Origin of the sequence: Phycicoccus sp. Soil802 (assembly GCF_001429605.1) — a bacterium.
Taxonomy (GTDB): domain Bacteria; phylum Actinomycetota; class Actinomycetes; order Actinomycetales; family Dermatophilaceae; genus Pedococcus.
In genome coordinates this window covers 229,254-249,668 of the sequence record NZ_LMSS01000003.1, presented here as the reverse complement: position 1 = coordinate 249,668, position 20,415 = coordinate 229,254, and the positions used below count along the sequence as shown (strand labels likewise).

Sequence of the window (20,415 nt, the reverse complement as noted above, 5' to 3'; positions counted from 1 at the left end):
CTCCACCCCCCTGCCTCCGCCCCCAGACTCCGCTCCACCCGATGCCGGCCCGCACGGCATACCCATCCCGAAGGACGAAAGCACACCATGGCCAAGCGAATCGACGTCAGTGACCTGAACGTCTACTACGGCGCGTTCAAGGCCGTCGAAGGCGTGACGATGACGGTGGAACCGCGCTCGGTGACCGCGTTCATCGGTCCGTCCGGCTGCGGCAAGTCGACGTTCCTGCGCACCCTCAACCGGATGCACGAGGTGATCCCCGGCGGCCGCGTCGAGGGCAAGGTCATGCTCGACGACCAGGACCTCTACGCCTCGAACGTCGACCCGGTGGCCGTGCGGCGGACCGTCGGCATGGTGTTCCAGCGGCCCAACCCGTTCCCGACGATGTCGATCTACGACAACGTGGCGGCGGGCCTGCGGCTCAACGGCGTGAAGGGCAAGAAGAAGCTCGACGAGGTCGTGGAGAAGTCGCTCAACGGCGCCAACCTCTGGAACGAGGTCAAGGACCGGCTCAGCAAGCCCGGCGCCGGCCTGTCGGGTGGTCAGCAGCAGCGACTCTGCATCGCGCGGGCCATCGCGGTGGAGCCGCAGGTGCTGCTGATGGACGAGCCGTGCTCGGCCCTCGACCCGATCTCGACGCTCGCCATCGAGGACCTGATCTCCGAGCTGAAGAGCAAGTACACGATCGTGATCGTCACGCACAACATGCAGCAGGCGGCCCGCGTCTCCGACCAGACGGCCTTCTTCAACCTCGCGGCCACCGGCAAGCCGGGCAAGCTGGTCGAGGTCGACCACACCCAGAAGATCTTCAACAACCCGGGCGTGAAGGCCACCGAGGACTACATCAGCGGCCGCTTCGGCTGACCCGCCCCTGCTCCCCCGCCTGTCCCGACTTCTGGCCACCCATGCGGCACCGGCCCTGGATTTCCGGGCCGCGGAGCCACACCAGCGGCCAGAAGTGCGGGGGTGTCCCGAGTTCCGGCCACCCATGCGACACCGGCCCTGGATTTCCGGGTCTCGGAGCCACACCATCGGCCAGAAGTGCGGGGGGTCAGTCAGGCAGCCGGGAAGGCCGCGGACGACTCGGCCGGAGGCCAGCTCCACGGCTGCAGGGGTTCGTCGTCGTTGCTGCGCCAGAGACACCTGATCGACTGCGGACGAGCACGACGGCGCGCAGCGCTCAACGCCCGGCAGAGCCCCTCGCCGTAGTCGCGCAAGTCAGCGGTCCCCCACCGGGCGACGGCAAAGCCCAAGGATTCAAGGCCACGCTCGCGATCACGCTCGGCCAGGACGACCTCTGAAATCTGCTCGGCTGTGGCCTCTTCATCGGCCAGGTCTCCGCGGTACTTGCCGAGGCCGTCGGCCTCCCCGATCACCCCGGCTCCTCGCCACAGGTGGTCGACGCGTCCCACGAACGCGCCTTCCAGGTCGTGGATGCGGATCTGGCTCTCCGGTACCGAGTAGCCGCGCCGATGTGCCACGGCCACCGAAGCCGACTCGAGCCAGCTCTCCCGCCGACCATCGACCAGGCCCAGTCCCTCCTCCGCCAGCCGGATGCCAGGCCACCGCGTTTGGAATGCCCGCATCTCCCGCAGCTCCTCCGACTGGACCAACCCGTCCCGCAGGGCGGCATCGGCGATGGCAAGGGCATCGCGAAAGCGACTCTGCCGGAACGAGTCCACCACTGTCCTGGCGGGAGTGGTCAGCAGTACTCCGTGAGCCGTGGACACGTGGTCCGCGGGGAGTTTGGCCTGCAGCACCCGACGCCAGTCATCGGGATAGCTGGTCCGTGATGACTCACGCGCCGTGAGACTCACCTTGCCCACGGGGCCTTGCGGCTTGGGGAGACCCAGGGCGATGGCAGCACTGACATGGCTCACCACGGACTCGGGGATCGAGGCCTGTGCTGCGCGCGCCAAGGCAACGTGAAGCTCAGTCGGATCGAGCAGGAGCCACGGTTCGCGGACGGCATACACCGAAGGGGCGATCTTGATCACCTCGCGACGTCGCACCGCACCTGACAGTGCCGCGTGACTGAGCCCGGCTTCTCTGGCCTCCTGCCACAGGAATGGTTGCGGTAGGTCGATCCAGCGACGGGCGTCCGTGGTTCGCATGGTCGAGATCGTGGCCACTCACGCTGCACCGGGCGACGCGTGCGCCATCGCCTGTGGATCGTGTATGCCGCGAGCCCACCCCTGTGGACAGCCTCACCCACATTGGCGTGGCTACCCCCAAGCGACTTCGGGCCACCCATGCGGCACCACGGCTCGAGATCGCGCCCCACACCCGGCATCAGTGGCCAGACGTGCAGGAGCCCCCCGACTTCGGGCCACCCATGCGGCACCACGGCCCGAGATCGCGCCCCACACCCGACACCAGTGGCCAGACGTGCAGGAGCCCCCCGACTTCGGGCCACCCATGCGGCACCACGGCCCGAGATCGCGCCCCACACCCGACACCAGTGGCCAGAAGTGCGGGGCGGGGTGGGAGTGGGGGTCAGACGAAGATGTTGATGATCAGGCAGCTGGCGGCGGCGACCAGGCCGGCGCCGGGGAAGGTCAGCACCCAGGCTCCGACGATGTTGCCGGCCACGCCCCACCGCACGGCGGACAGCCGCTTGGTCGCACCCACCCCCATGATCGCCGAGGTGATCGTGTGGGTGGTCGAGATCGGGGCGCCGAACGCCATGCCCGCGACGTAGAGGATCGCCGCAGCACTCGTCTCCGCCGCGAAACCCTGCGGCGGGTCGAGGTGGATGATGCGGCGGCCGAGGGTACGCATGATCCGCCACCCACCGGCATACGTGCCGAGGGAGATCACGACGGCGCTCATGACCAGCACCCACAACGGCACGCGTTCGCCGTTGTAGTGGCCGCCGACGGTCAGGGCGAGGACGACGACGCCGGCCGTCTTCGCGGCGTCCTGGAAACCGTGGCCGAAGGCCATCGCCGCAGCGGAGACGGTCTGGGCGTAGCGGAAGCCACGCGTGACCCTGCCGGGCTGGGAGCGGCGGAAGATCCACAGGATCGAGGTCATCACGAGGAAGCCGAGGGCCAGCCCGACGATGGGCGAGAGGATCATCGGGATGACGACCTTCTCGAGGATGCCGGCCCACTTCACGTGCGCGCCGGCAGCCAGGGCCGCGCCACCGAGACCGCCGATGAGGGCGTGCGACGACGACGACGGCAGGCCGAACCACCAGGTCAGCAGGTTCCAGCCGGTGGCCCCGATCAGGGCGGCGGCGCAGATGACGAGTCCTTCGTTGCCCGAAGGCGCCTCGATGATGCCCTTGCCGATCGTCGCAGCGACCTTGCCGAAGAAGTAGACCGTGACGCCACCGACCAGGTTGGCCACCGCGGCCATGAGGAGGGCCACCCGCGGCGTCAGGGCGCGGGTCGAGACCGAGGTCGCGATCGCGTTGGCCGCGTCGTGAAAACCGTTGGTGTAGTTGAAGCCCATCGCCAGGGCGATGACGATTCCTACCGGAAGCCAGTCCATGGGGAGGCTCAGGACTCCTTGACCGCGATGCTCTCGACCTTGTGGGCCACCTTCTCGAACGCGTCAGCGGCGGCCTCGAGCTCCTCGACGACCTCCTTGAGCTTCATGATCGTGAGGGTGTCTGCACCGAAGTCGCCGTTGAACAGCCCGGCCAGCAGGCGACGGTAGATCTGGTCGGCCTGGTTCTCGAGGCGGTTGATCTCGATCCAGTAGCCGGACAGGTCCTTCATCGACCGCAGTCGCGGCATCGCGTCGGCGGTGAGCTCGGACATCCGCGACAGCACCTCGACCTGGTCGGACACGCCGGCCGGGAGGTCACCGATGCGGTAGAGCACGATCAGGTCGACCGCGGCATCCATCATGTCCATGCAGTCGTCGAGCGTGGACGCCAGCCCGTGGATGTCCTCGCGGTCGAACGGGGTGATGAACGAGCTGTTCACCTTGCGGATGATCTCGTGCGTCGCCTCGTCGGCGTCGTGCTCGATCTCGCGCATCCGCGTGGCGACGGCTTCACGCTCCGACGGGTCGACTCCGAGCAGCGTGGTCAGCTCACGGGAGCCGAGCACGAGGTAGGAGGCGGACTTGGCGAACAGGTCGTAAAAACTGTTCTCCTGGGGGGTGAGGCGAAAGCCCACGGTTCTCTCCGGTCACGCAAAGGGGGGATGGCCGTGGACGATGCTACGGGGAAGAACGCGTCAAAGCGCAACTCGGCCGGTCCGCCCCTCGGTCAGGGAGACCGGCTCAGGCGTTCAGCCGCTTCCCGGCGCGGTGCGGGTGCGCGACACCCTGCGCGTCCTCAGGGGACTTCTGGTGCCCGCGTTCGATCCCGAGGGCCTCGTCGATCTCGTCCTCGGTGAGCGGTCGCTCGCTGGCGGACGCGGCTACGACGAGATCGCCCACCAGCTCGATCTCGTTCTGCAGCGCATCATCGGTGAGGTCTGCACCGGCGCGCGGGTCGGTGGTCATAGGTCAAACGCTAACGGAGTGCCGGCGAAACGTGGCATCCAGTTTGCTATCTCTTGACCCGCCATGCCCGGGAACCACCCATCTGGGTCATGCGACCACTCATCATGACTAGTCCAGACCGGCTATGCCGATTGATGGTTGCCAAGCGCACCGAAATCTGCGGCGCGGGTTCGGCTGACCCCACGACCCCAACGTGCCTCCACGCGCAGTCGTGGGTATGCCTCGGAGCCGGCACGCAAAGGCCCGTCACCACCCCTCGGGAGGCCTTCGCGAAGCCGTCCGGAACGTCGCCGCGGAGGGCGAGCGGGCGGCATACCGAGGTGGCACCGAGGTGAACAGTGTGCGCGTCGGGCCGGGAGCGCCTCACGGCACGTGGCCGCTCGTAGCGGCTTGATTTGGGACCCGGGGCTACCGCGGCCCGACGCACGTCCGACTGTAACCCGGGTGGCCCGGATGTTGTTCCCCGAGAGGCGGGTTTGCTTGCCGGCAAGGGGCCGTTCAGATGAGTTCTCCGGCGTGCCAGAGGCGGGCGCCGACCTCGAGGTCCTCGGCCGTGGAGAGCATCGAGGCCGCCCGGCGGGTCTGGGCGCTCGCCGCCTCCGGGTCCTGGACCTCAGTCGTGTGCGCCCGGTCGGCGCGACCGGCCGCGACGACGCGACAGAACGCCGCGGCGCGTTGCAGCGCCACCGCGAAGTCGCCGGCGAACACCCCCCGCAGGATCGAGTCGGTCAGCTCGCGCAGCTCGGCCGGCCCGGGCGGCTCGGCCACCCCCGCCACGGCGTGGTTGACGTCGGTGAACCGGATGCCCGCCGCGTAGTCGGCGCTCGCCTCCTCCGGGCTGCGCTGCACCCACTCACGCAGGGCATAGAGGCGCCACAGGGCCCCGGGGAGGCTGCGGGCGGGGCGGTCGGCCCACAGCTCCGCCACGGTCGACAGGCCGAGCTCGTCGACCAGCGCGACCAACCGCGCCGTCAGGGCGGGGTCGTCGGTGGCGCGGCCGGTGCCGACGAGGACGGCCGCGGTCTCGTGGGCGATCTCGGTCACCTGCGCGGGGTCGGGGACCGTGCCGCCCTGCGCCTCCATGGCCGTGGGGCTGAAGAACGCGGGGCGGCGCGGACCGGGACGACCGCTGGGCTCGTTTTTCATCGCGCCCAGTCTCTCAGGTGGGGCCGACGGCGGCTGGGATCACCGCCGCGGTCGACGGGCTCAGTCGAACAGCTCGCTGAGGAACGACTTCTTGCGACGCTGGCCGTAGCCGTGCTGCCCGCCGTACGGCGCCTTGGACGTCGCGCGGTACGGCGCCTGGTAGCTCTGGGCCGGCGGCTGCTGCCACGCACCCTGCTGCTGCGGGGGTTGCGGGACGGGCGGCTGCTGCTGCTCGGGCGGGGCCGCGGCGGCGGGCTGTTGGTGCCAGGCGTTCTCGGCGGCCACGAGCGCCTCGAGCTCCCCGCGGTCGAGGAACAGGCCGCCACAACCCGTGCACTGGTCGACGTGGACCTGGTTGCGTTCGTAGCTGCGCATGTCGGAACCACACTTGGGACAGGTGAGGGTGCTCATGTCGGGCCAACGGCTCGGGTCGCGGGCGGGTTCCGATCGCCGTGGGTGGCCCGCCTGCCCAGCCGTTAGTCTGTGGCCGGTTCGGCACAGCGGTAGGTATGCCGCGTGGCCGGCCGGGGCCTCTAGCTCAATGGTTAGAGCTGCGGACTTTTAATCCGTAGGTTGTGGGTTCGAGTCCCACGGGGCCCACAAACGTCCAGTTCAGGGCCTTGAAGGGCGCTCTTGGCCCCTCAGAGGGTCCGGAGAAGGACACCGAGCAGGACACGCTCACGAGCCCTTTTCCGTGTCAGGAGCGCGCTCGGCGTCCGGATCGAAGCCCTCCAAGGCCAGGGCGACGCTCGGGTCGACAGCAGGCCTGCCGAGGTAGACGTCCTGCGTCATCGACACCCGGGAGTGCCCCAGCTGGTCGCGATGAGGCGGGCCGTGGCTCCACTTCCGTCGAGCAGAGTCGCCACGGTCTAGCAATAGGAGTGCGGCTTCACCCAGTCGAAATCCGTCCCGGCCCGGACGTCTCGGACGGCCCTGCCGACCACCGGTCCAGCGCCACCAGCGAGACCGCCGCGGAGGCGACCCGGGGGCGACGGATCGCAAAGCGGCCCAGCCGGAACACCGACCGCACCACCAGCAACACGAGCCGGACGACCGCCTCGATGACCGTCGGTATCGGTTCGTCGCTGCCGAACATCGGACCTCTCGGCGCGCTCATCACAAACCCCCGCCTAGGCCGACCGGCGAGCGTCCGAGGCCACAGCCATCACCCGGGACTAAGCCGCACCCAGCGCTGAGTACGCCCGGTAGACGCCGCGCCTGACCTCGTCGTCCGGGGCGTTGACGAACTCCCGGACCAGCTTGACCAGTTCGGTGCGGACCCCGTCGACGCGGGCGACCTCGTGGGTCAGGACAGCGGGGAGGTCCTTCACGTCGGCGTCGAACGCGTCCGCCCAGGCCACTGCCTCCACGGGGCGCATCACGCCGCGCCCTGCTCAGCCGACCCTTGCACCTTGGCAGCCGTCGACCCGTTCGGATTGGCACCAGGTGCGTGCATCCCGTCCGCCCGCAGCGACCAGCCGATCTTGGGCCGCCTTCCCCGGTCGTCGATCCACGCCGTGACCGTCAGGTTCTCGAACTCCACCCGGCCGCAGCTTCTGGCCCTCCACCTTCGACGGGGGCACCGGCTGGACGTCGGCGGCGATCTTCACCGTCACCTCGCCCTGGTTCTTCGGGGCTTCCTCGTCGTAGTCGACGACCCGGACTTCCCACACCCGCAGACCGGACTCCTTGTCCCGGACCCGCACGTCACCGGGTTCCCGACCCTCGGCCTTCGCAGCTTGGATCAGGTCGAAGTCCTCCACAGCCGTGACCGACCCGCGCATCCCGACACCCTCCGGGAAGACGTCCTCGAACCGGACCCGCATCCTCTGCTGAATCGCCATCACAACACCTCTACTTGTCTAGAGCGGCTTTCAACAGAGTTCCAAATGGGCCGCAACCTAGACCAATCTCAGCTGGATCAAGCTTGGGGAGACGAAGCCACGGTTCTGCCGCCTTCCCTGCGCCGTCCAGATCGATGGTCCACACCGTCTGGTTAGTCGCCGCACCGGTTCCATGGAAGTCCGTCAGCGTCGAGGTGGGGACTTCGCGGACCGCCAGTCAGTGATGCGCGGCACGACGCGGCTGTCGCCGTCGCCCAGGTGGATGGTCCGCCTGGACTTAGCTGATGCTTGACAGTCGTGTGTCACCTGACTTTTGACCCGGCTAGGAGCGTGGGTCAGTGACTATGACTGAGTGCCGTAGTTGGCCATTGCGGCGCTCAGGGGCGAAGAGCGCACCTGTTCAGTCGAGGACTGCGGTCGCTTCGACCTCGACCAGATGGTCAGGGGCGTCGAGTGCCGCAACACCGATCAGCGTGGTTGGTGGGGTCGGGGTGACCCCCAGCTTCGCTGCTGCCCGGGAGATCCCTTCCAGGAGCGGGGGCATCTTGTCGGGGGTCCAGTCGACGACGTAGAAGGTCAGTTTCGCCACGTCGTCGAAGGAGCCGCCGGCCTCGGCCAGGGCAGTGCCGATGTTGAGATAGCTCTGCTCGACCTGAGCGGCGAGGTCGCCTTCGCCGATCGTGACTCCCTCGGTGTCCCACGCGACCTGCCCGGCGATGAAGACCAACTTCGAGCCGGATGCGATCGCCACCTGCCGGTAGACGTCGATCTCGGGCAATCCGCTGGGGTTTGCAAAGGTGATGGCCATGCTTCCTGTCTCCTCTTCCTGAGCGCTGGTTGAACTCGTGTCCGCGTCGACCCAGACGCTCGCTCTCTTGTAGTTACTCAGGAACTGTAAGAGAGTGAACGCTGACGTGGAAGAACGCACTTTTCAGTGACTGGAGAACCTGATGGAGACCAAGCAGTTCACAGGCGCGCCCGAGGATGCAGACCTGGCACGCGCGGGTTCATTGGCGCGGGAGATCTTCTCCGACGTCGCCAACAAGTGGGCGTTCCTCATCGTCGAGACTCTGGGTCATCGCACCCTGCGCTTCAGCGAGCTGCGGAAGGAGATCGAGGGCATCAGCCACAAGATGCTCACCCAGAACCTGCGCATGTTGGAGCGCAACGGCTTGGTCGAGCGCACCGTGTACCCCACCGTCCCACCGCGGGTCGAGTACACCCTCACAGAGCCGGGTCAAGCCCTGCGCGCAACGGTCGACGGAATGTGCGGCTGGACCCACCAGTACTTCGGTCACATCGAGGCCGCCCGCCGCCGCTTCGACGCCTGACGCACGCGCCGCCTCCGGCCGACGTCAAGCATCAGCTGACACTCGACTGTCAAGCATCACCCGAGACAGGACAGGACGCGGCAGCTGGGTCGTGAGGACTTTCCTTACTGGCTCAAGCGCGGCTCCGCCGCGAGGCGCGGGGCCCCGCGATGGGGACCCCGCCCCTGTGACCAAAGCACGAGCGCCCAGGGTCTACCCCGGGCGCTCCCCTTGCTGGGCGACTGAGACCTACCATTCGCCGTCCGCGTTGAGGTTCTCCAACGACACCTCGCCGTCACTCCACCAGAGCAGCCACGGGCGCGCCGCGTATTCGTACTCAACGTAGCCCAGGAGAATCGGCCGATTCACCTGGTGGCCCGGATCGATGTAGGGACCAAGCCAAGCCAAGGACCTATCCACAACATCAGGTGACGCTTTGAACATCGAACGACACTCGAAGTGCCACGCGCCGCGCCATTCAAGGGAGGCGCTTGGTGACCAGTCGGGGTCCAGCAATCCACCGAAGTGCGGCGCCCACTCGTGCCGCCAAGGCTCGTCCGCCAGCGGATCCGGCTCTTCCCATCCTGCCTCTTCATAGTCCGGCTCCCACTCCTCAACCGGCTCAACGTTTGGACTGGGCAGATTCGGCGCGGGATACCAGGGGGCGCCCGCTCCGATCGGGCGCTCTAGCGCAGAAAATGCCCCCAACACAGCCGGCGGTGTATCAGCGCGAAACCTGAACGCCATGACAAGCGTGCTGTAAGAACCCATCCCCCACCTTCCGATCGAACCATCGACAGGAACGGTAGCTGTCGCAGCCGACCGAGACGGGGCAGATCGGATAGATCGACCCAACTCCGAACAACGCCGGTTCCCCGAATACCACCTCTCGCCGTGCCCCCGACCCTGCGCTCCACTCTCCGCCCACCTACGAGCAGGACACGAGGACTGTCTTCGCGCTCGGAACAACCACAACCACGCGGTAGCCATCAAGCACGAGAACCGGCACAAAGTCCTCACGGCCGCACGACTGACGGGCACTCCGTAGGTTGTGGGTTCGAGTCCCACGGGGCCCACCAGCGGTGACGGCCGTGAGGTCACCGACGACCCCAGTCGGGACGGAGGCCCGAACCACCCTGCATGGTTCGGGCCTCTTCCGTTTGGGCGGGTCAGGCAGGGCAGCAGACGGGCTGCGGCACGCAACCTGCCGCGTCTGATGGCCGGGGGGTGGCCGGCAGACGGACCTTCTCGCCCGCCTGAGCCAGGGCAGCCTGCCACTGAGCCAGTCCACGGCGGGGACGGGCCGCGCTGGCCTGCGTGACGAGCCGGTGCTGGTCCGCCTCGCGGAGCAGGTCTTCGCGGTGCGCTTCGGCCATCAGGCCGGACAGGTAGGGGTGCATGACGGTTCTCCTTTCAGCAGCACGCCGCAGCGGGCTGCTTCTCCTTGGACTGGGTGGTGGACATGTCGTCGGCCGCGTCGGTCGCGCAGCAGGTCCCGTCGCCGGACACCTCCGACAGGGCGAGGCTGGTCTTGCCCTCCAGGTCGGGACGTGCGTCGTCCTTGACGGTGTAGACCTCCCACGGTTCGCTGCCCGGTCCGGTCACCCAGACCTTGTCCTGGACGGCGTAGCAACAGGTGGTGTTGTCCTCGATCCGGGTGGCGAGCCCGGCGTCGGCGAGACGGTTGGTCGCGGAGGCAACCAGGTCGGTGGACTCGACCTCGACGCCGAGGTGGTCCATCCGGGTGTCCTCACCGGGCTGGCCCTCCAGCAGGACCAACTTGAGCGGCGGCTCGGCGATCGCGAAGTTCGCGTAGCCGGGGCGGCGCTTGGCCGGGGTGGCGTCGAACAGACGTGAGTAGAACTCGATCGAGGCGTCGAGGTCGGCAACGCGGAGGGCCAGTTGAACGCGAGACATGGGGTGCTCCAATGAATAGATGAGTGTCTATGTGTCGTCACCTTGCCACCGTATATCGGCCTGTGTCAATATAGACGCGTGTCTATTTCCGTGATCGAGCTGCCAGTGATCCAGTCCGACCGCGCGCTGGCCTGCTGCGCGCCGCTGGCGCGCGAGCCCATGACGGCCGACCAGGCCGAACAGGTCTCCGGGCTGCTCAAGGCCATCGCCGACCCGGTGCGCCTGCGGCTGATGTCGATGATCCTGTCCCACCAGGGCGGTGAGGCGTGCGTCTGCGACCTCAACGACGCGTTCGACCTCTCGCAGCCGACGATCAGCCACCACCTCAAGGTGCTGCACCAAGCCGGCCTGCTCGACCGGGAGAAGCGCGGCACCTGGGTCTACTACAAGGCGAAGCCCGAGGCGCTGTCGGCGATGAACACCCTGTTCGCCACGGCAGGTCGCCAGCCCTCCTGAAAGCATCTGACTCCCGCCCCAGCGGACACACCCCATGGATCGCGGCACACTCGTCAGATACTCATTGCTCGCTCAGAGCGCGGGGCCGCCCGCGGCCTACCGTTGCTTCAGGACGACTCGACGACCTGGAGGCTGCCGTGGACCCCGAGGAGATCTGCTCGGAGCTGGACCGGGTACGCGCCGACTTTCGAGACCTTGTCGACACAGCCACGATCGCCGAGCTTCGACAGCCGAGTGATGGCACCAAGTGGACCAACGAGCAGCTGCTCTTCCACATGCTCTTCGGCTACCTGCTCGTGCGAAACCTGCGCCTCCTCGTCCTCGCCTTCGCGCGCCTGCCTGATGGCGCCTCAAGACGGTTCGCGACGCTGCTGAACGCCGGCACGCGGCCCTTCCACGTCGTCAACTACCTCGGCTCCCTCGGCGGCGCACGCGTCCTGGGCTACAGCGGCATGGAGCGACTCATGGACAGCGTCATCACTGGTCTGCAGAAATCGCTCCGCCGACAGTCGCCAGCCTCGCTCGACCAGGGCATGCACTTCCCGCTCGGCTGGGACCCGTACTTCAAGGAAGTCATGACCCTTCGCGACGTCTACCACTACCCCACCCAGCACTACGACCACCACAGGCGACAACTCACGCTGGCTTCGACCCGACGCGACTGACCGGGCCACCTCGCCCTCGAGCCGCCGACGCGACGCTCCACCGTCCGCTCACGTCGGGACCGCAGGATCGCCGCTCCGCGGGTCTCCGAGGAACATCGGCAGGGCCTCATCCACACCGGAGACCTCGACCTCGCCCTTGTCGGCGTTCGCCCCCCACAGCTCGGACGTCAGGCGCAGGCGATCGGAGACGACCACATCCTCACCGCGACGATCGCGCGAGATGCCGTCAGGTAGATAACCCAGCTTGCGGGACACACCCTGTGACTTGTGGTTGTCCTGGAACACCTCGGTCGTGGCATCCGTGGCGCCGAGGTGGTCGAAGGCCAACGTCAGGAGGGCAGTGCGAGCCTCGGTGCCATAGCCCTGGCCCTGCCAGCCGAGACCCAGCCAGCTCGACGTGGTGACCTCGCGGTTGACGCGGAAGTCTGCGGCGCGCAGGGAAGCGACACCGATCGCTTCCCCAGTGTGGAGGAACACGCCCAGACCGAGACGCCAGGAGTCGGGCGTCCACGACGCGAGCGCCGACCAGTGCGAGCCGAGCACGGAGCGGGCCCGCTCCTCGGGGCTGCCCTCCGCCCACGGGGTCAGGAACGGCCGCTCGTCCTCGCCATGGACGCCATCGGCAGCCACCCGGGCCAGGGCTTCCAGCTCGGAGTCAGTGGGGAGCCTGAGCACCAGCCGCGCGGTGGACAGGGTCAGGCCGAAGGTCGGCCAGAGGTCGGCGAACATGACCGCCATCCTGCCCAGTCAGGAAGCCCGGGCGCCTCCCGATTCTTGCCCGATCAGGTGCCGGCGCAGGAGTGACCCAGCGCGATGGAAGCCACGATCGACCAAGTGCCGATACCGAGGGCCAGGACCGCGAAGGACGTGGTCGACCACCGCACGAACAGGTAGGCCGTGGCCAGGCCGGCAGGCATCGGCACTCCATCGAGCGCAGCCCGTTGCGCGCGGTGGACGACCAGTGCGATCGCCACGATGACCAGCCCGCCCGCGCCCGCGGCGAGGACGTCGGTCAAGGTCCGTTGGGTACCGGCGAAGAAGGCGAAGACGCCCCAGCCCAGCAGGGCACCGCTCCACACCCTCCTGATGGTCCTCTCGCGTCGACTCGGAGTGGGGCGGCGTTGTGGCGGCGCCCATGCGATCCAGGCCAGCATTCCAAGAGCCACCCCGAGGCCGAACCCCATCAGCGTGCTGACGAACAGCCACTCCGGCCGCCCGGACTCCCAACACGACCCCACGGGCACCAGTGTGCCCGGTCGCACCCGCTCCCCACGGACAAACACGGAAGCGAGCCACGCGGCATACCTCGTGAAAGCGGGGGGTCTCGGCGAGCAGCCGGGAGGCTGTAGCCTTTGGTTAGGTAAGGCTTCCCTTGGCGACGCTGGACGCGTCGCCGGACGACCCCAGGAGAACTCGCGTGGCCCTTCGACGATCCATCCTCGCTGCACTCGGCGTGGTGAGCCTGGTGGCCCTCACGGCCTGCGGCGACGGCACCCTCGAAGCCGGCAAGAACCTCGACCCCGACAAGCTGACCATCTACAGCGCGCAGCACGAGAACCTCACCCAGGCCTGGGCCGAGAAGTTCAAGGCGGACACCGGGATCGACGTCCAGATCCGCTACGGCAACGACTCCTCGATGGGCAACCAGATCGTCCAGGAGGGCGCCAAGTCGCCCGCCGACGTCTTCCTCACCGAGAACTCCCCGGCGATGACGACCGTGCAGGACGCCGGGCTGCTGGCGACCGTCGACCCCGCGACCGAGGCTCAGGTCGGCAAGGCCTACGCCCCGAGCAGCAAGCAGTGGATCGGCATCGCGGCCCGCTCCACGGTGCTGGTCTACAACCCCAGCAAGATCACCGAGGCCGAGCTGCCGAAGTCGATCATGGACCTGCAGGACCCCAAGTGGAGCGGCAAGTGGGGCGCCGCGGCCGGTGGCGCCGACTTCCAGGCCATCGTCTCCGCGATCGTCGCGACCGAGGGCGAGGCCAAGGCAGCGGCCTGGCTCAAGGGCCTCAAGGACGGCGGCAAGATCTACCAGAACAACATCGCCGTGATGAAGGCCGTGAACGCCGGCCAGGTCCCCGTCGGGATCATGTACCACTACTACTGGTACCGCGACCAGGCCCTCACCAAGGCCGGCAGCAAGAACACCAAGCTGCTCTACTTCCGCCACCAGGACCCGGGCGCCTTCGTGAGCCTGTCGGGCGGCGCGGTCCTCAAGGCGAGCAAGCACGCCGCCAACGCCCAGAAGTTCCTGGCCTTCGTGACCAGCGCCGAGGGCCAGAAGATGCTGGCCACCAGTGACGCCAAGGAGTATGCCGTCGGCAACGGCGTCGCGTCCGACCCGGCCCTCGAGCCGCTGCCCTCCTTGCAGGCGCCCGACCTCGACCCGTCCACGCTCAACGGACCCAAGGTCATCGAGCTCATGACGAAGGCGGGCATCCTCTAGGTGGCCCGCTCCGTCGGGGGGACACGCTCCCCCGTCCCGGTCGTGGTCACGAGCCTCGCGGTCGCAGTGCTGTGCCTGCTGCCGCTCGGGGTGGTCGTGGCCGCGAGCATCGACGTCGGGTGGGACGCCGCGCGCACCCTGCTGTGGCGTCCGCGGGTGGCCGAGCTCCTGCGCAACACGACCGCCCTGGTCGTGCTGACCGTGACGGCCACGACCCTCCTCGGCCTCAGCACCGCGTGGCTCGTCGAGCGGACCGCGCTGCCGGGCGCCCGGGTCTGGCGGGTGCTCATGGTGTGCCCGCTCGCCGTCCCGGCCTTCGTCAACAGCTACGCCTGGGTCACCGTCCGACCCGACCTCGAGGGCCTGCGCGGCGCCGTCCTGGTGACGACGTTGTCCTACTTCCCCTTCGTCTTCCTGCCGGTGTCGGCAGCGCTGCGCAGCCTCGACCCGACCGTGGAGGAGACCGCCCGGTCGCTGGGGCTCGGGCCCTGGCGTGCCTTCCTGCGCGCTGTCCTGCCCCAGCTGCGCCACGCCACGCTCGGCGGGATGCTCCTGGTGTCGCTGCACCTGCTCGCCGAGTTCGGGGTGCTGGCGATGCTGCGCTTCCCGACCTTCACCACGGCCATCCTCGAGCAGTTCCAGGTCGCCTTCAGCGACAGCGCCGGGAGCCTGCTCGCCCTGGTCCTGATGGGCCTCTGCCTCGGGCTGCTCACGGCCGACCAGCTCCTGCGCGGCACGAGCCGCCAGGCCCGGGTCGGCCGCGGCGCCGCCCGGCGCCCGGTGCGTGCGGCCCTGGGGCGCTGGAAGGCCCCGGCGCTGGCCCTGATGGGCGGCCTCACGGCGGCGGCCCTCGGCGTCCCCGTCGCGAGCCTGGCCCGGTGGCTCGCAGCCGGGGACCCCACCTTCGATGGGCGGACCTGGCTCGTGACGGTCGGCAGCACTATCGGGTTGGCGCTCGTGGCGGGCCTGCTCACGGTCGTGGCGGCGTTCCCCGTCGCCTGGCTGATCAGCCGGCGCAGGTCCTGGCTGAGCATCCTCACCGAGCGGGCCACGTATGTCGCGTCGTCACTCCCCGGGGTCGTGGTCGCCCTCGCGCTGGTCACCTTGACGATCCGGTACGCGCGACCGGTCTACCAGACCAGCATCGTGCTCGTCGCGGCATACGCGATCCTCTTCATCCCGCGCGCGATGGTGAGCATCCGCGCCTCCATGGCGCACGCCCCGGAGGAGCTCACCCAGGCGGCGCGCGCCCTGGGCGCCGGCCCGGTCCGCACCTTCGCCCGGGTCCTGCTCCCCCTCACGCTGCCGGGCGCGCTGGCCGGCTTCGCGATGGTGTTCATCGCGGTCTCGACCGAGCTGACGGCGACGCTGATCCTCGCGCCGACCGGTGTGCGCACCCTCGCGACGGCGTTCTGGAGCGCCAGTGAGAGCATCGACTACGCAGGCGCCGCGCCGTATGCCGCGGCACTGATCCTCGTGTCGACACCCGTGACCTACCTGCTGCTCCACCGTTCCGATGAGGAGCCTGACCTGTGACCACGCTTCTCGTGCGCGGCGTGCGTGCCACCTATGGGCGCACGGAGGTCCTGCACGGCATCGACCTGGTCGTCCCCTCGGGGTCGACGACCGCGATCCTCGGGCCGTCCGGCTGCGGCAAGACCACCCTGCTGCGCGTGGTCACCGGGTTCCAGCCGCCCACCGCCGGGTCCGTCGTCCTCGACGACGAGACCGTGGCCGGCGACGGGGCGTGGACGCCGCCCGAGCGCAGGCGGATCGGCTACGTGGCCCAGGAGGGCAACCTCTTCCCGCACCTCTCGATCGCGGCGAACGTGGCGTTCGGGCTTCCCCGGGCCGAGCGGAAGGACACCGATCGGGTCGCCGAGCTGCTCGGCCTCCTCGGGCTCGACCCCGGTCTGATGGGACGGCGTCCCGACCAGCTCTCCGGTGGCCAGCAGCAGCGGGTGGCCATCGCCCGCGCCCTCGCCCCGCGACCGCGGCTGGTCGTCCTCGACGAGCCGTTCTCCTCCCTCGACACCGGCCTGCGCGCCGCCACCCGCGAGGCAGTGGCCGAGGCCCTGCACCACGAAGGGGTCACCGTCGTCCTGGTCACGCACGACCAGGCCGAGGCGCTGTCCTTCGCCGACCAGGTGGCGATCATGCACGAAGGTCGCCTCTCGCAGGTCGGGAGTCCCGTGCAGGTGTATGGCGCGCCGGCCGACCGCCGTTCGGCGGAGTTCCTCGGCGAGGCGCAGTTCGTGAGCGGGATCGTGCGCGGCGACCGGGTGGAGTGCGCGCTCGGGGAGCTCGCGCTCGACGGCCGCGCGCCAGAGGGGTCGGTCGACGTCCTCGTCCGGCCCGAGCAGCTCCGACTGGTCAAGGCGCCGGGCGGCCGTCGGGCGGAGGTCGTGTCGACGACCTACTTCGGCCACGACGCGCTGGTCACCCTCGACCTCGTCGACTCCGACGGCCATCCGGGACTGCGGCTCACGGCCCGGGTCAACGGGTTGGAGGCCTGGGCTGCCGGCACGCCGGTGTCCGTGGACGTGGTCGGACCCGTGCGCGCCTTCGTCGACGGTCAGGCCGGGACGGTGCCGAGCCCGGGCTGAACCTCGGACCCGACCGCCGCTGGTCGGCGCGACCAGCGGCCTGCGCGCAGGCGGGCCCAGGCCGAAGCAGCCACGCGGCTCGCCACGGTCGAGGTCCAGCCCCAGGCCTTCCAGTAGGCCAGCCCCACGACGAGCGAGGCCACGACGGCGAGGCCGGAGTTCACGGGCATCACGTGCGGGTAGACGACGAAGTGCGTCAGGTAGACGAACAGCGACGCCGACGCCACGGCCGACACCGCACCGACGGCTCGGGCCGGCACCGGGAGCGTCGGCACCCAGATCAGCACGAGCACGCCGGCGATGATCGTCGCCGCCCGGCCGGGCATGGTCGGCCAGAATCCCGGCAGCGTCAGCACCGGGACGGCCGAGACGAGGAGGCGCTGCCACGTCGTCGTGGCCCGGCTGACCGCCCAGCCGGTGGCGAACAGCCACAGGAGCACCAGCGCGTTGGCACCCCGGTAGGGGCCCGCGTCAGGGATCACCACGGCATACCTCGTCAGCAGGCCGAGCCCCACCAGGGCCATCGGCACCGCGAAGGGGTGGCGGCGCTCCAGACGATCGAAGCCGGGCACGAGACAGAGCAGGGCAGACCCGAGGAGCAGCGCCACGAGGGCCTCGATGAACCAGAAGTGCCAGTGCGGCCCCCATCGGGCCCAGTCCCCCAGCACCTGGTTGAGCATGAGGACGTTGCGCCAGTCGTAGGTGCCGACGAAGAGCGCCACGAGCCCGATCCAGAGAGCGCTGGGAGCCCAGATGCGCACGACGCCCTGGACGATCCTCGTCGCCCGCTCCCGGCGCGGTCGGCCGGTCAGCTGGAAGCGGGCGAGGTTGTAGCCCGCGATGACGAGCAGCGTGTGCGCTCCTCCGGGCAGCTCGGCGAGCTTCGTGTGGTTGGCGAGGATGAGGATGACCGCGAGAGCCCGGATGACGACGTTGGTCTCCAGCCGTCGCCAGCGGGGTCGCCGGTCGAAGGTCGGCTGGGTCGTCATCGGGTCCACCAGCTCGGCCGGGGTGAGCCGCTGCCAGTGCGCAGGGAGCGTCCCGAGGACTTCCTCCAGTCGCACGGACACCTCCACGTAGGAGAGTGAGTCACCCCCGAGGTCGACGAAGCTGGTCCGGGCGCTCGCGTCCGGCCGACCCAGGAGGTGACGGTAGAGGGCGACGACCAGGGCGCACCGGTCCGTGCCACCGGTGTCGACCACGTCGGCGACGTCGGCGAGCCGGCTGCGCATCGCGGGGTAGTCGGGCTTGCCGGTGGAGAGGACCGGGATCTCGCACCCGTCGAGGACCACCACTGCGGTCCGCGGGAGTCCGTGCCGCTGCGCCGTCACGGCGAGCAGCGACTCCGCGTGGCCGGGACGTGGCGTCACCAGGCCCAGCCGACCGTCGAGGTCGACGCAGCGCACCGGGGCGCTGTCGTCACCGAGGTCGCGCTCGAGGTGGTCGAGGTCCAGCCGCAGCCCGAGCACCTTCGCGACGCGGCTGCGGCGACCGACGACCCGAACCACGCCGGCGTCGTCCACCGTCCCGAGGTCTCCGGTGCGCAGCTCGTGCACCTCACGACCACGGGCCAGGTCGGCCGGCGAGGTCGCGTAGCCGAGCATGACGTTGGGGCCGGTGTAGACCAGCTCGCCCACGCCCGGCGCAGCCGCCTGGGTGGCGGCCTGGGCGAGGGGCTCGACCCGGAAGGCCCCGCCGGGCACGGCGACCCCGACCGCGTCGGGATGGGTCGTCGCGAGCGCGGGAGACAGCACGGCCATCCGCGCCGTGGCCTCGGTCTGCCCGTACATCGTCGAGAACCGCCAGCCCCGCTCGGCCGCCAGCGCCCGGAACCGAGCCGCCGTCGCGACGGGGAGCGCGCCCCCCGCCTGGGTCAGGGTGCGCAGCCCGGGCAGGTCCAGCTCGGCCAGCCCGACGCGCTCGAGGAGCTCGTAGGTGTGCGGGACGCCCGACAACCCCGTGGCCCCCGACCGTCGGACCAGGTCCCAGTAGCAGGGGTCGACCACGGAGAAGTCGCTGACGACGAGGCTGGCCCCGCACGCGAGGTGGCTGTGGACCACCGAGAGCCCGTAGCTGTAGTGGACCGGCAGACTGGCCATCGCGCGGTCGCGGTCGGTGAGCGAGAGCGCCTGGACGATCGAGGTCGCGTTGCTGTCGAGGTTGTCGTGCGACAGCCGCACCAGCTTGGGCGACCCCGTCGACCCGGAGGTCGTGAGCAGCAGCGCCAGGTCGGGGTGCAGGTCGTGCTCGGGCGCGTCGTCCTGGGCCGTGACCGTCCAGGCCGAACCGGTCCGCTGCACCACGCTCCCCGGGCGGTAGCGCTGGACCAGCCCGGCCACGTGGTCAGGCCGGTCGCCGGGGACGAGCAGCACCACGTGCCCACGGCTCAGGGCGGCCAGGTAGGTGACCAGCCAGTCGACACTGTTCTCGGCCGCCATGAGGACCAGCTGGCGGGTGGCGGGGAGCTGCTCGGCCGCGTCCCGCACGGCGGCTGCCAGACCGACGTAGGTGAGGTCGCCCGTCGGGGCGTACACCGCAGCCCGGTCGCCCCACTCCTCGAGCCGCTCGACGAAGCCGACGCGGGCTCGCACCGAGTCGACGCCGCGAGTGGCGTGGTGGGAGGCGAACGCGAGGGACACGCGGGTGACTATATTAGGGTTGGCTTACCTAACCAAGTCGGCCGGCTCGGGCCAGGGACTCGACCACGAGGGCCCCGAACTCCGCTGGGTAGGTGAAGGGGTTGTTGTGCGATCCCGGCAGCACGACCGCCCGGCTCCAGCCACCGGCCAGGCCTGCGAGCAGGTCGAGCCAGTCGCGTGGCGCGAAGCTGTCGGCCTCACCGGCCGTCACGATGAGGGGCACGGTGAGCAGGCCCACCCGCCGGTCGGTCGGGTGGCGTCGTCCCGACTGCACGATGCGCGCGAGGTCGGTGCGGACCCGGGCGACGTCCTTCAGCACCACGAGCTCCTTGGGCGGGTCCTTGAGGTATGCCGTGAGGGCGGCGGGGACGAGCCAGCGCAGCCTGCGCTGGTCGGGGGTGAAGGTCGGGCCGCCCATCACGAGCGCAAGGTCGGGACGGGTCCGCTGGACCCTCAGCACGGCCTCCAGCGCCACCTGCGAACCGGTGGAGTGGCCGACCACGACGATCGGCCGGTCCTCCTGACGCGAGAGCCAGACAGCGGTGAGCTCGGAAAGCCCGGCGATGGTCGGGACCGCTCTTCGGGCGCGCCGACCACCGTGACCGCGCCAGGCCAGGGTGTCGAGCAGCGCGGTCTCCAGACCCTGGGTGGCCAGGTGGCGGGCCAGGGGCAGCAGGTAGCGCGGCAGCCCCAGCCCGGGGACCAGCACAGCCAGACCGGGTCGGATCGGCCTCGAGTCACCGGGCGTCCGCTGCGAAGGCCTCGGCACTGTCACGGCCTGAGGCGCGAACCTGCGGATCCGCAGCCACGTGCCCTCGACTCGCTCCCACTGCGTCGACTCCAGGACGCCGGACTCCGCGTCGTCACTGCTCATGGGGGTGTGCTCCGCGGCTCGTGGGGCTGGCTCGATGCTCCCCCA

The 20,415-nt window shown here is 69.6% G+C and carries 24 protein-coding genes and 1 tRNA gene; 8 read left to right on the top strand and 17 right to left on the bottom strand.

The window, feature by feature from the left end; translation table 11 throughout:
- Positions 1–87 precede the first annotated feature (87 nt).
- Positions 88–864: a phosphate ABC transporter ATP-binding protein PstB gene (pstB, locus tag ASG91_RS07760; RefSeq protein WP_056922063.1), complete on the top strand. Its 777-nt coding sequence runs from the start codon at positions 88–90 to the stop codon at positions 862–864.
- 191 nt (positions 865–1,055) lie between these two features.
- On the opposite strand, the gene ASG91_RS07755 is transcribed toward pstB, so the two are convergent.
- The 6 genes from ASG91_RS07755 to ASG91_RS07730 all read right to left on the bottom strand — a co-directional run bounded on the left by ASG91_RS07755 (position 1,056) and on the right by ASG91_RS07730 (position 6,021).
- The gene (locus tag ASG91_RS07755; protein WP_162257520.1) at positions 1,056–2,114 is read right to left on the bottom strand and encodes a hypothetical protein; all 1,059 of its coding nucleotides are present in this window, start codon (positions 2,112–2,114) and stop codon (positions 1,056–1,058) included.
- A 382-nt stretch (positions 2,115–2,496) separates the two neighbouring features.
- Positions 2,497–3,498: an inorganic phosphate transporter gene (locus ASG91_RS07750; protein WP_056922061.1), complete on the bottom strand. Its 1,002-nt coding sequence runs from the start codon at positions 3,496–3,498 to the stop codon at positions 2,497–2,499.
- 8 nt (positions 3,499–3,506) lie between these two features.
- Complete coding sequence (locus ASG91_RS07745; RefSeq protein WP_056922060.1) at positions 3,507–4,133, bottom strand: DUF47 domain-containing protein; 627 nt, start codon at positions 4,131–4,133, stop codon at positions 3,507–3,509.
- 106 nt (positions 4,134–4,239) lie between these two features.
- Entirely contained in the window at positions 4,240–4,464 is a 225-nt protein-coding gene (locus ASG91_RS07740) for a hypothetical protein (RefSeq protein ID WP_056922059.1), read from the bottom strand.
- A gap of 498 nt (positions 4,465–4,962) precedes the next feature.
- A complete protein-coding gene (locus tag ASG91_RS07735) occupies positions 4,963–5,610 on the bottom strand; it encodes a hypothetical protein (protein WP_056922058.1) in 648 nt (215 codons plus the stop codon).
- Positions 5,611–5,670: 60 nt separating this feature from the next.
- Positions 5,671–6,021 (bottom strand): zf-TFIIB domain-containing protein, encoded by a 351-nt coding sequence (locus ASG91_RS07730; protein ID WP_082593991.1) that lies wholly within the window; start codon positions 6,019–6,021, stop codon positions 5,671–5,673.
- Between the two features lie 116 nt (positions 6,022–6,137).
- Here ASG91_RS07730 and ASG91_RS07725 point away from each other — a divergent pair.
- Positions 6,138–6,210 (top strand) — tRNA-Lys (locus ASG91_RS07725).
- 289 nt (positions 6,211–6,499) lie between these two features.
- On the opposite strand, the gene ASG91_RS07720 is transcribed toward ASG91_RS07725, so the two are convergent.
- From ASG91_RS07720 to ASG91_RS07705, 4 genes are all read right to left on the bottom strand, one after another.
- Positions 6,500–6,706, bottom strand: a complete 207-nt coding sequence (locus tag ASG91_RS07720) for a hypothetical protein (RefSeq protein ID WP_056922056.1) — start codon at positions 6,704–6,706, stop codon at positions 6,500–6,502.
- Positions 6,707–6,785: 79 nt separating this feature from the next.
- Positions 6,786–6,992: a hypothetical protein gene (locus tag ASG91_RS07715; protein WP_157606199.1), complete on the bottom strand. Its 207-nt coding sequence runs from the start codon at positions 6,990–6,992 to the stop codon at positions 6,786–6,788.
- A 12-nt stretch (positions 6,993–7,004) separates the two neighbouring features.
- On the bottom strand, positions 7,005–7,454 hold the full coding sequence (locus ASG91_RS07710; RefSeq protein ID WP_056922054.1) for a hypothetical protein: 450 nt from the start codon (positions 7,452–7,454) through the stop codon (positions 7,005–7,007).
- Positions 7,455–7,854: 400 nt separating this feature from the next.
- A complete protein-coding gene (locus ASG91_RS07705; protein WP_235545472.1) occupies positions 7,855–8,382 on the bottom strand; it encodes a RidA family protein in 528 nt (175 codons plus the stop codon).
- A 22-nt stretch (positions 8,383–8,404) separates the two neighbouring features.
- On the opposite strand from ASG91_RS07705, the gene ASG91_RS07700 reads away from it, so the two are divergent.
- Entirely contained in the window at positions 8,405–8,785 is a 381-nt protein-coding gene (locus ASG91_RS07700) for a helix-turn-helix domain-containing protein (RefSeq protein WP_056922052.1), read from the top strand.
- Positions 8,786–9,013: 228 nt separating this feature from the next.
- Here the strand turns inward: ASG91_RS07700 and ASG91_RS20585 are convergent, their stop codons facing one another.
- From ASG91_RS20585 to ASG91_RS07690, 3 genes are all read right to left on the bottom strand, one after another.
- Positions 9,014–9,535, bottom strand: coding sequence for a hypothetical protein (locus ASG91_RS20585; protein ID WP_157606196.1), 522 nt, complete (start codon positions 9,533–9,535; stop codon positions 9,014–9,016).
- A gap of 398 nt (positions 9,536–9,933) precedes the next feature.
- Positions 9,934–10,164, bottom strand: a complete 231-nt coding sequence (locus ASG91_RS07695) for a hypothetical protein (RefSeq protein WP_056922051.1) — start codon at positions 10,162–10,164, stop codon at positions 9,934–9,936.
- Positions 10,165–10,177: 13 nt separating this feature from the next.
- The gene (locus ASG91_RS07690) at positions 10,178–10,681 is read right to left on the bottom strand and encodes an ArsI/CadI family heavy metal resistance metalloenzyme (RefSeq protein WP_056922050.1); all 504 of its coding nucleotides are present in this window, start codon (positions 10,679–10,681) and stop codon (positions 10,178–10,180) included.
- Positions 10,682–10,840: 159 nt separating this feature from the next.
- Here ASG91_RS07690 and ASG91_RS07685 point away from each other — a divergent pair, with 159 nt between their 5' ends.
- Together ASG91_RS07685 and ASG91_RS07680 are read left to right on the top strand one after the other, a co-directional pair.
- On the top strand, positions 10,841–11,137 hold the full coding sequence (locus ASG91_RS07685; RefSeq protein ID WP_082594042.1) for a metalloregulator ArsR/SmtB family transcription factor: 297 nt from the start codon (positions 10,841–10,843) through the stop codon (positions 11,135–11,137).
- Positions 11,138–11,274: 137 nt separating this feature from the next.
- Positions 11,275–11,802 (top strand): DinB family protein, encoded by a 528-nt coding sequence (locus ASG91_RS07680; protein ID WP_056922049.1) that lies wholly within the window; start codon positions 11,275–11,277, stop codon positions 11,800–11,802.
- 48 nt (positions 11,803–11,850) lie between these two features.
- On the opposite strand, the gene ASG91_RS07675 is transcribed toward ASG91_RS07680, so the two are convergent.
- Together ASG91_RS07675 and ASG91_RS07670 are read right to left on the bottom strand one after the other, a co-directional pair.
- Positions 11,851–12,531: a GNAT family N-acetyltransferase gene (locus ASG91_RS07675; RefSeq protein ID WP_056922048.1), complete on the bottom strand. Its 681-nt coding sequence runs from the start codon at positions 12,529–12,531 to the stop codon at positions 11,851–11,853.
- Between the two features lie 53 nt (positions 12,532–12,584).
- Positions 12,585–12,881 (bottom strand): hypothetical protein, encoded by a 297-nt coding sequence (locus tag ASG91_RS07670; RefSeq protein ID WP_056922047.1) that lies wholly within the window; start codon positions 12,879–12,881, stop codon positions 12,585–12,587.
- Positions 12,882–13,219: 338 nt separating this feature from the next.
- Between ASG91_RS07670 and ASG91_RS07665 the strand changes: the two genes are divergently transcribed.
- The 3 genes from ASG91_RS07665 to ASG91_RS07655 are packed head-to-tail and all read left to right on the top strand — an operon-like array spanning position 13,220 to position 16,857.
- Positions 13,220–14,251 (top strand): iron ABC transporter substrate-binding protein, encoded by a 1,032-nt coding sequence (locus ASG91_RS07665; RefSeq protein ID WP_056922046.1) that lies wholly within the window; start codon positions 13,220–13,222, stop codon positions 14,249–14,251.
- Between the two features lie 42 nt (positions 14,252–14,293).
- Complete coding sequence (locus tag ASG91_RS07660) at positions 14,294–15,787, top strand: iron ABC transporter permease (protein ID WP_235545471.1); 1,494 nt, start codon at positions 14,294–14,296, stop codon at positions 15,785–15,787.
- The gene (locus ASG91_RS07655) at positions 15,784–16,857 is read left to right on the top strand and encodes an ABC transporter ATP-binding protein (protein ID WP_056922044.1); all 1,074 of its coding nucleotides are present in this window, start codon (positions 15,784–15,786) and stop codon (positions 16,855–16,857) included. The genes ASG91_RS07660 and ASG91_RS07655 overlap by 4 nt, the downstream gene beginning before the upstream one ends.
- On the opposite strand, the gene ASG91_RS07650 is transcribed toward ASG91_RS07655, so the two are convergent.
- Positions 16,827–19,496, bottom strand: coding sequence for an AMP-binding protein (locus ASG91_RS07650; protein WP_056922043.1), 2,670 nt, complete (start codon positions 19,494–19,496; stop codon positions 16,827–16,829). The two genes, ASG91_RS07655 and ASG91_RS07650, sit on opposite strands and share 31 nt — an antisense overlap.
- A 28-nt stretch (positions 19,497–19,524) precedes the next feature.
- The gene (locus ASG91_RS07645) at positions 19,525–20,370 is read right to left on the bottom strand and encodes an alpha/beta fold hydrolase (protein WP_056922042.1); all 846 of its coding nucleotides are present in this window, start codon (positions 20,368–20,370) and stop codon (positions 19,525–19,527) included.
- Between the last annotated feature and the right edge of the window lie 45 nt (positions 20,371–20,415).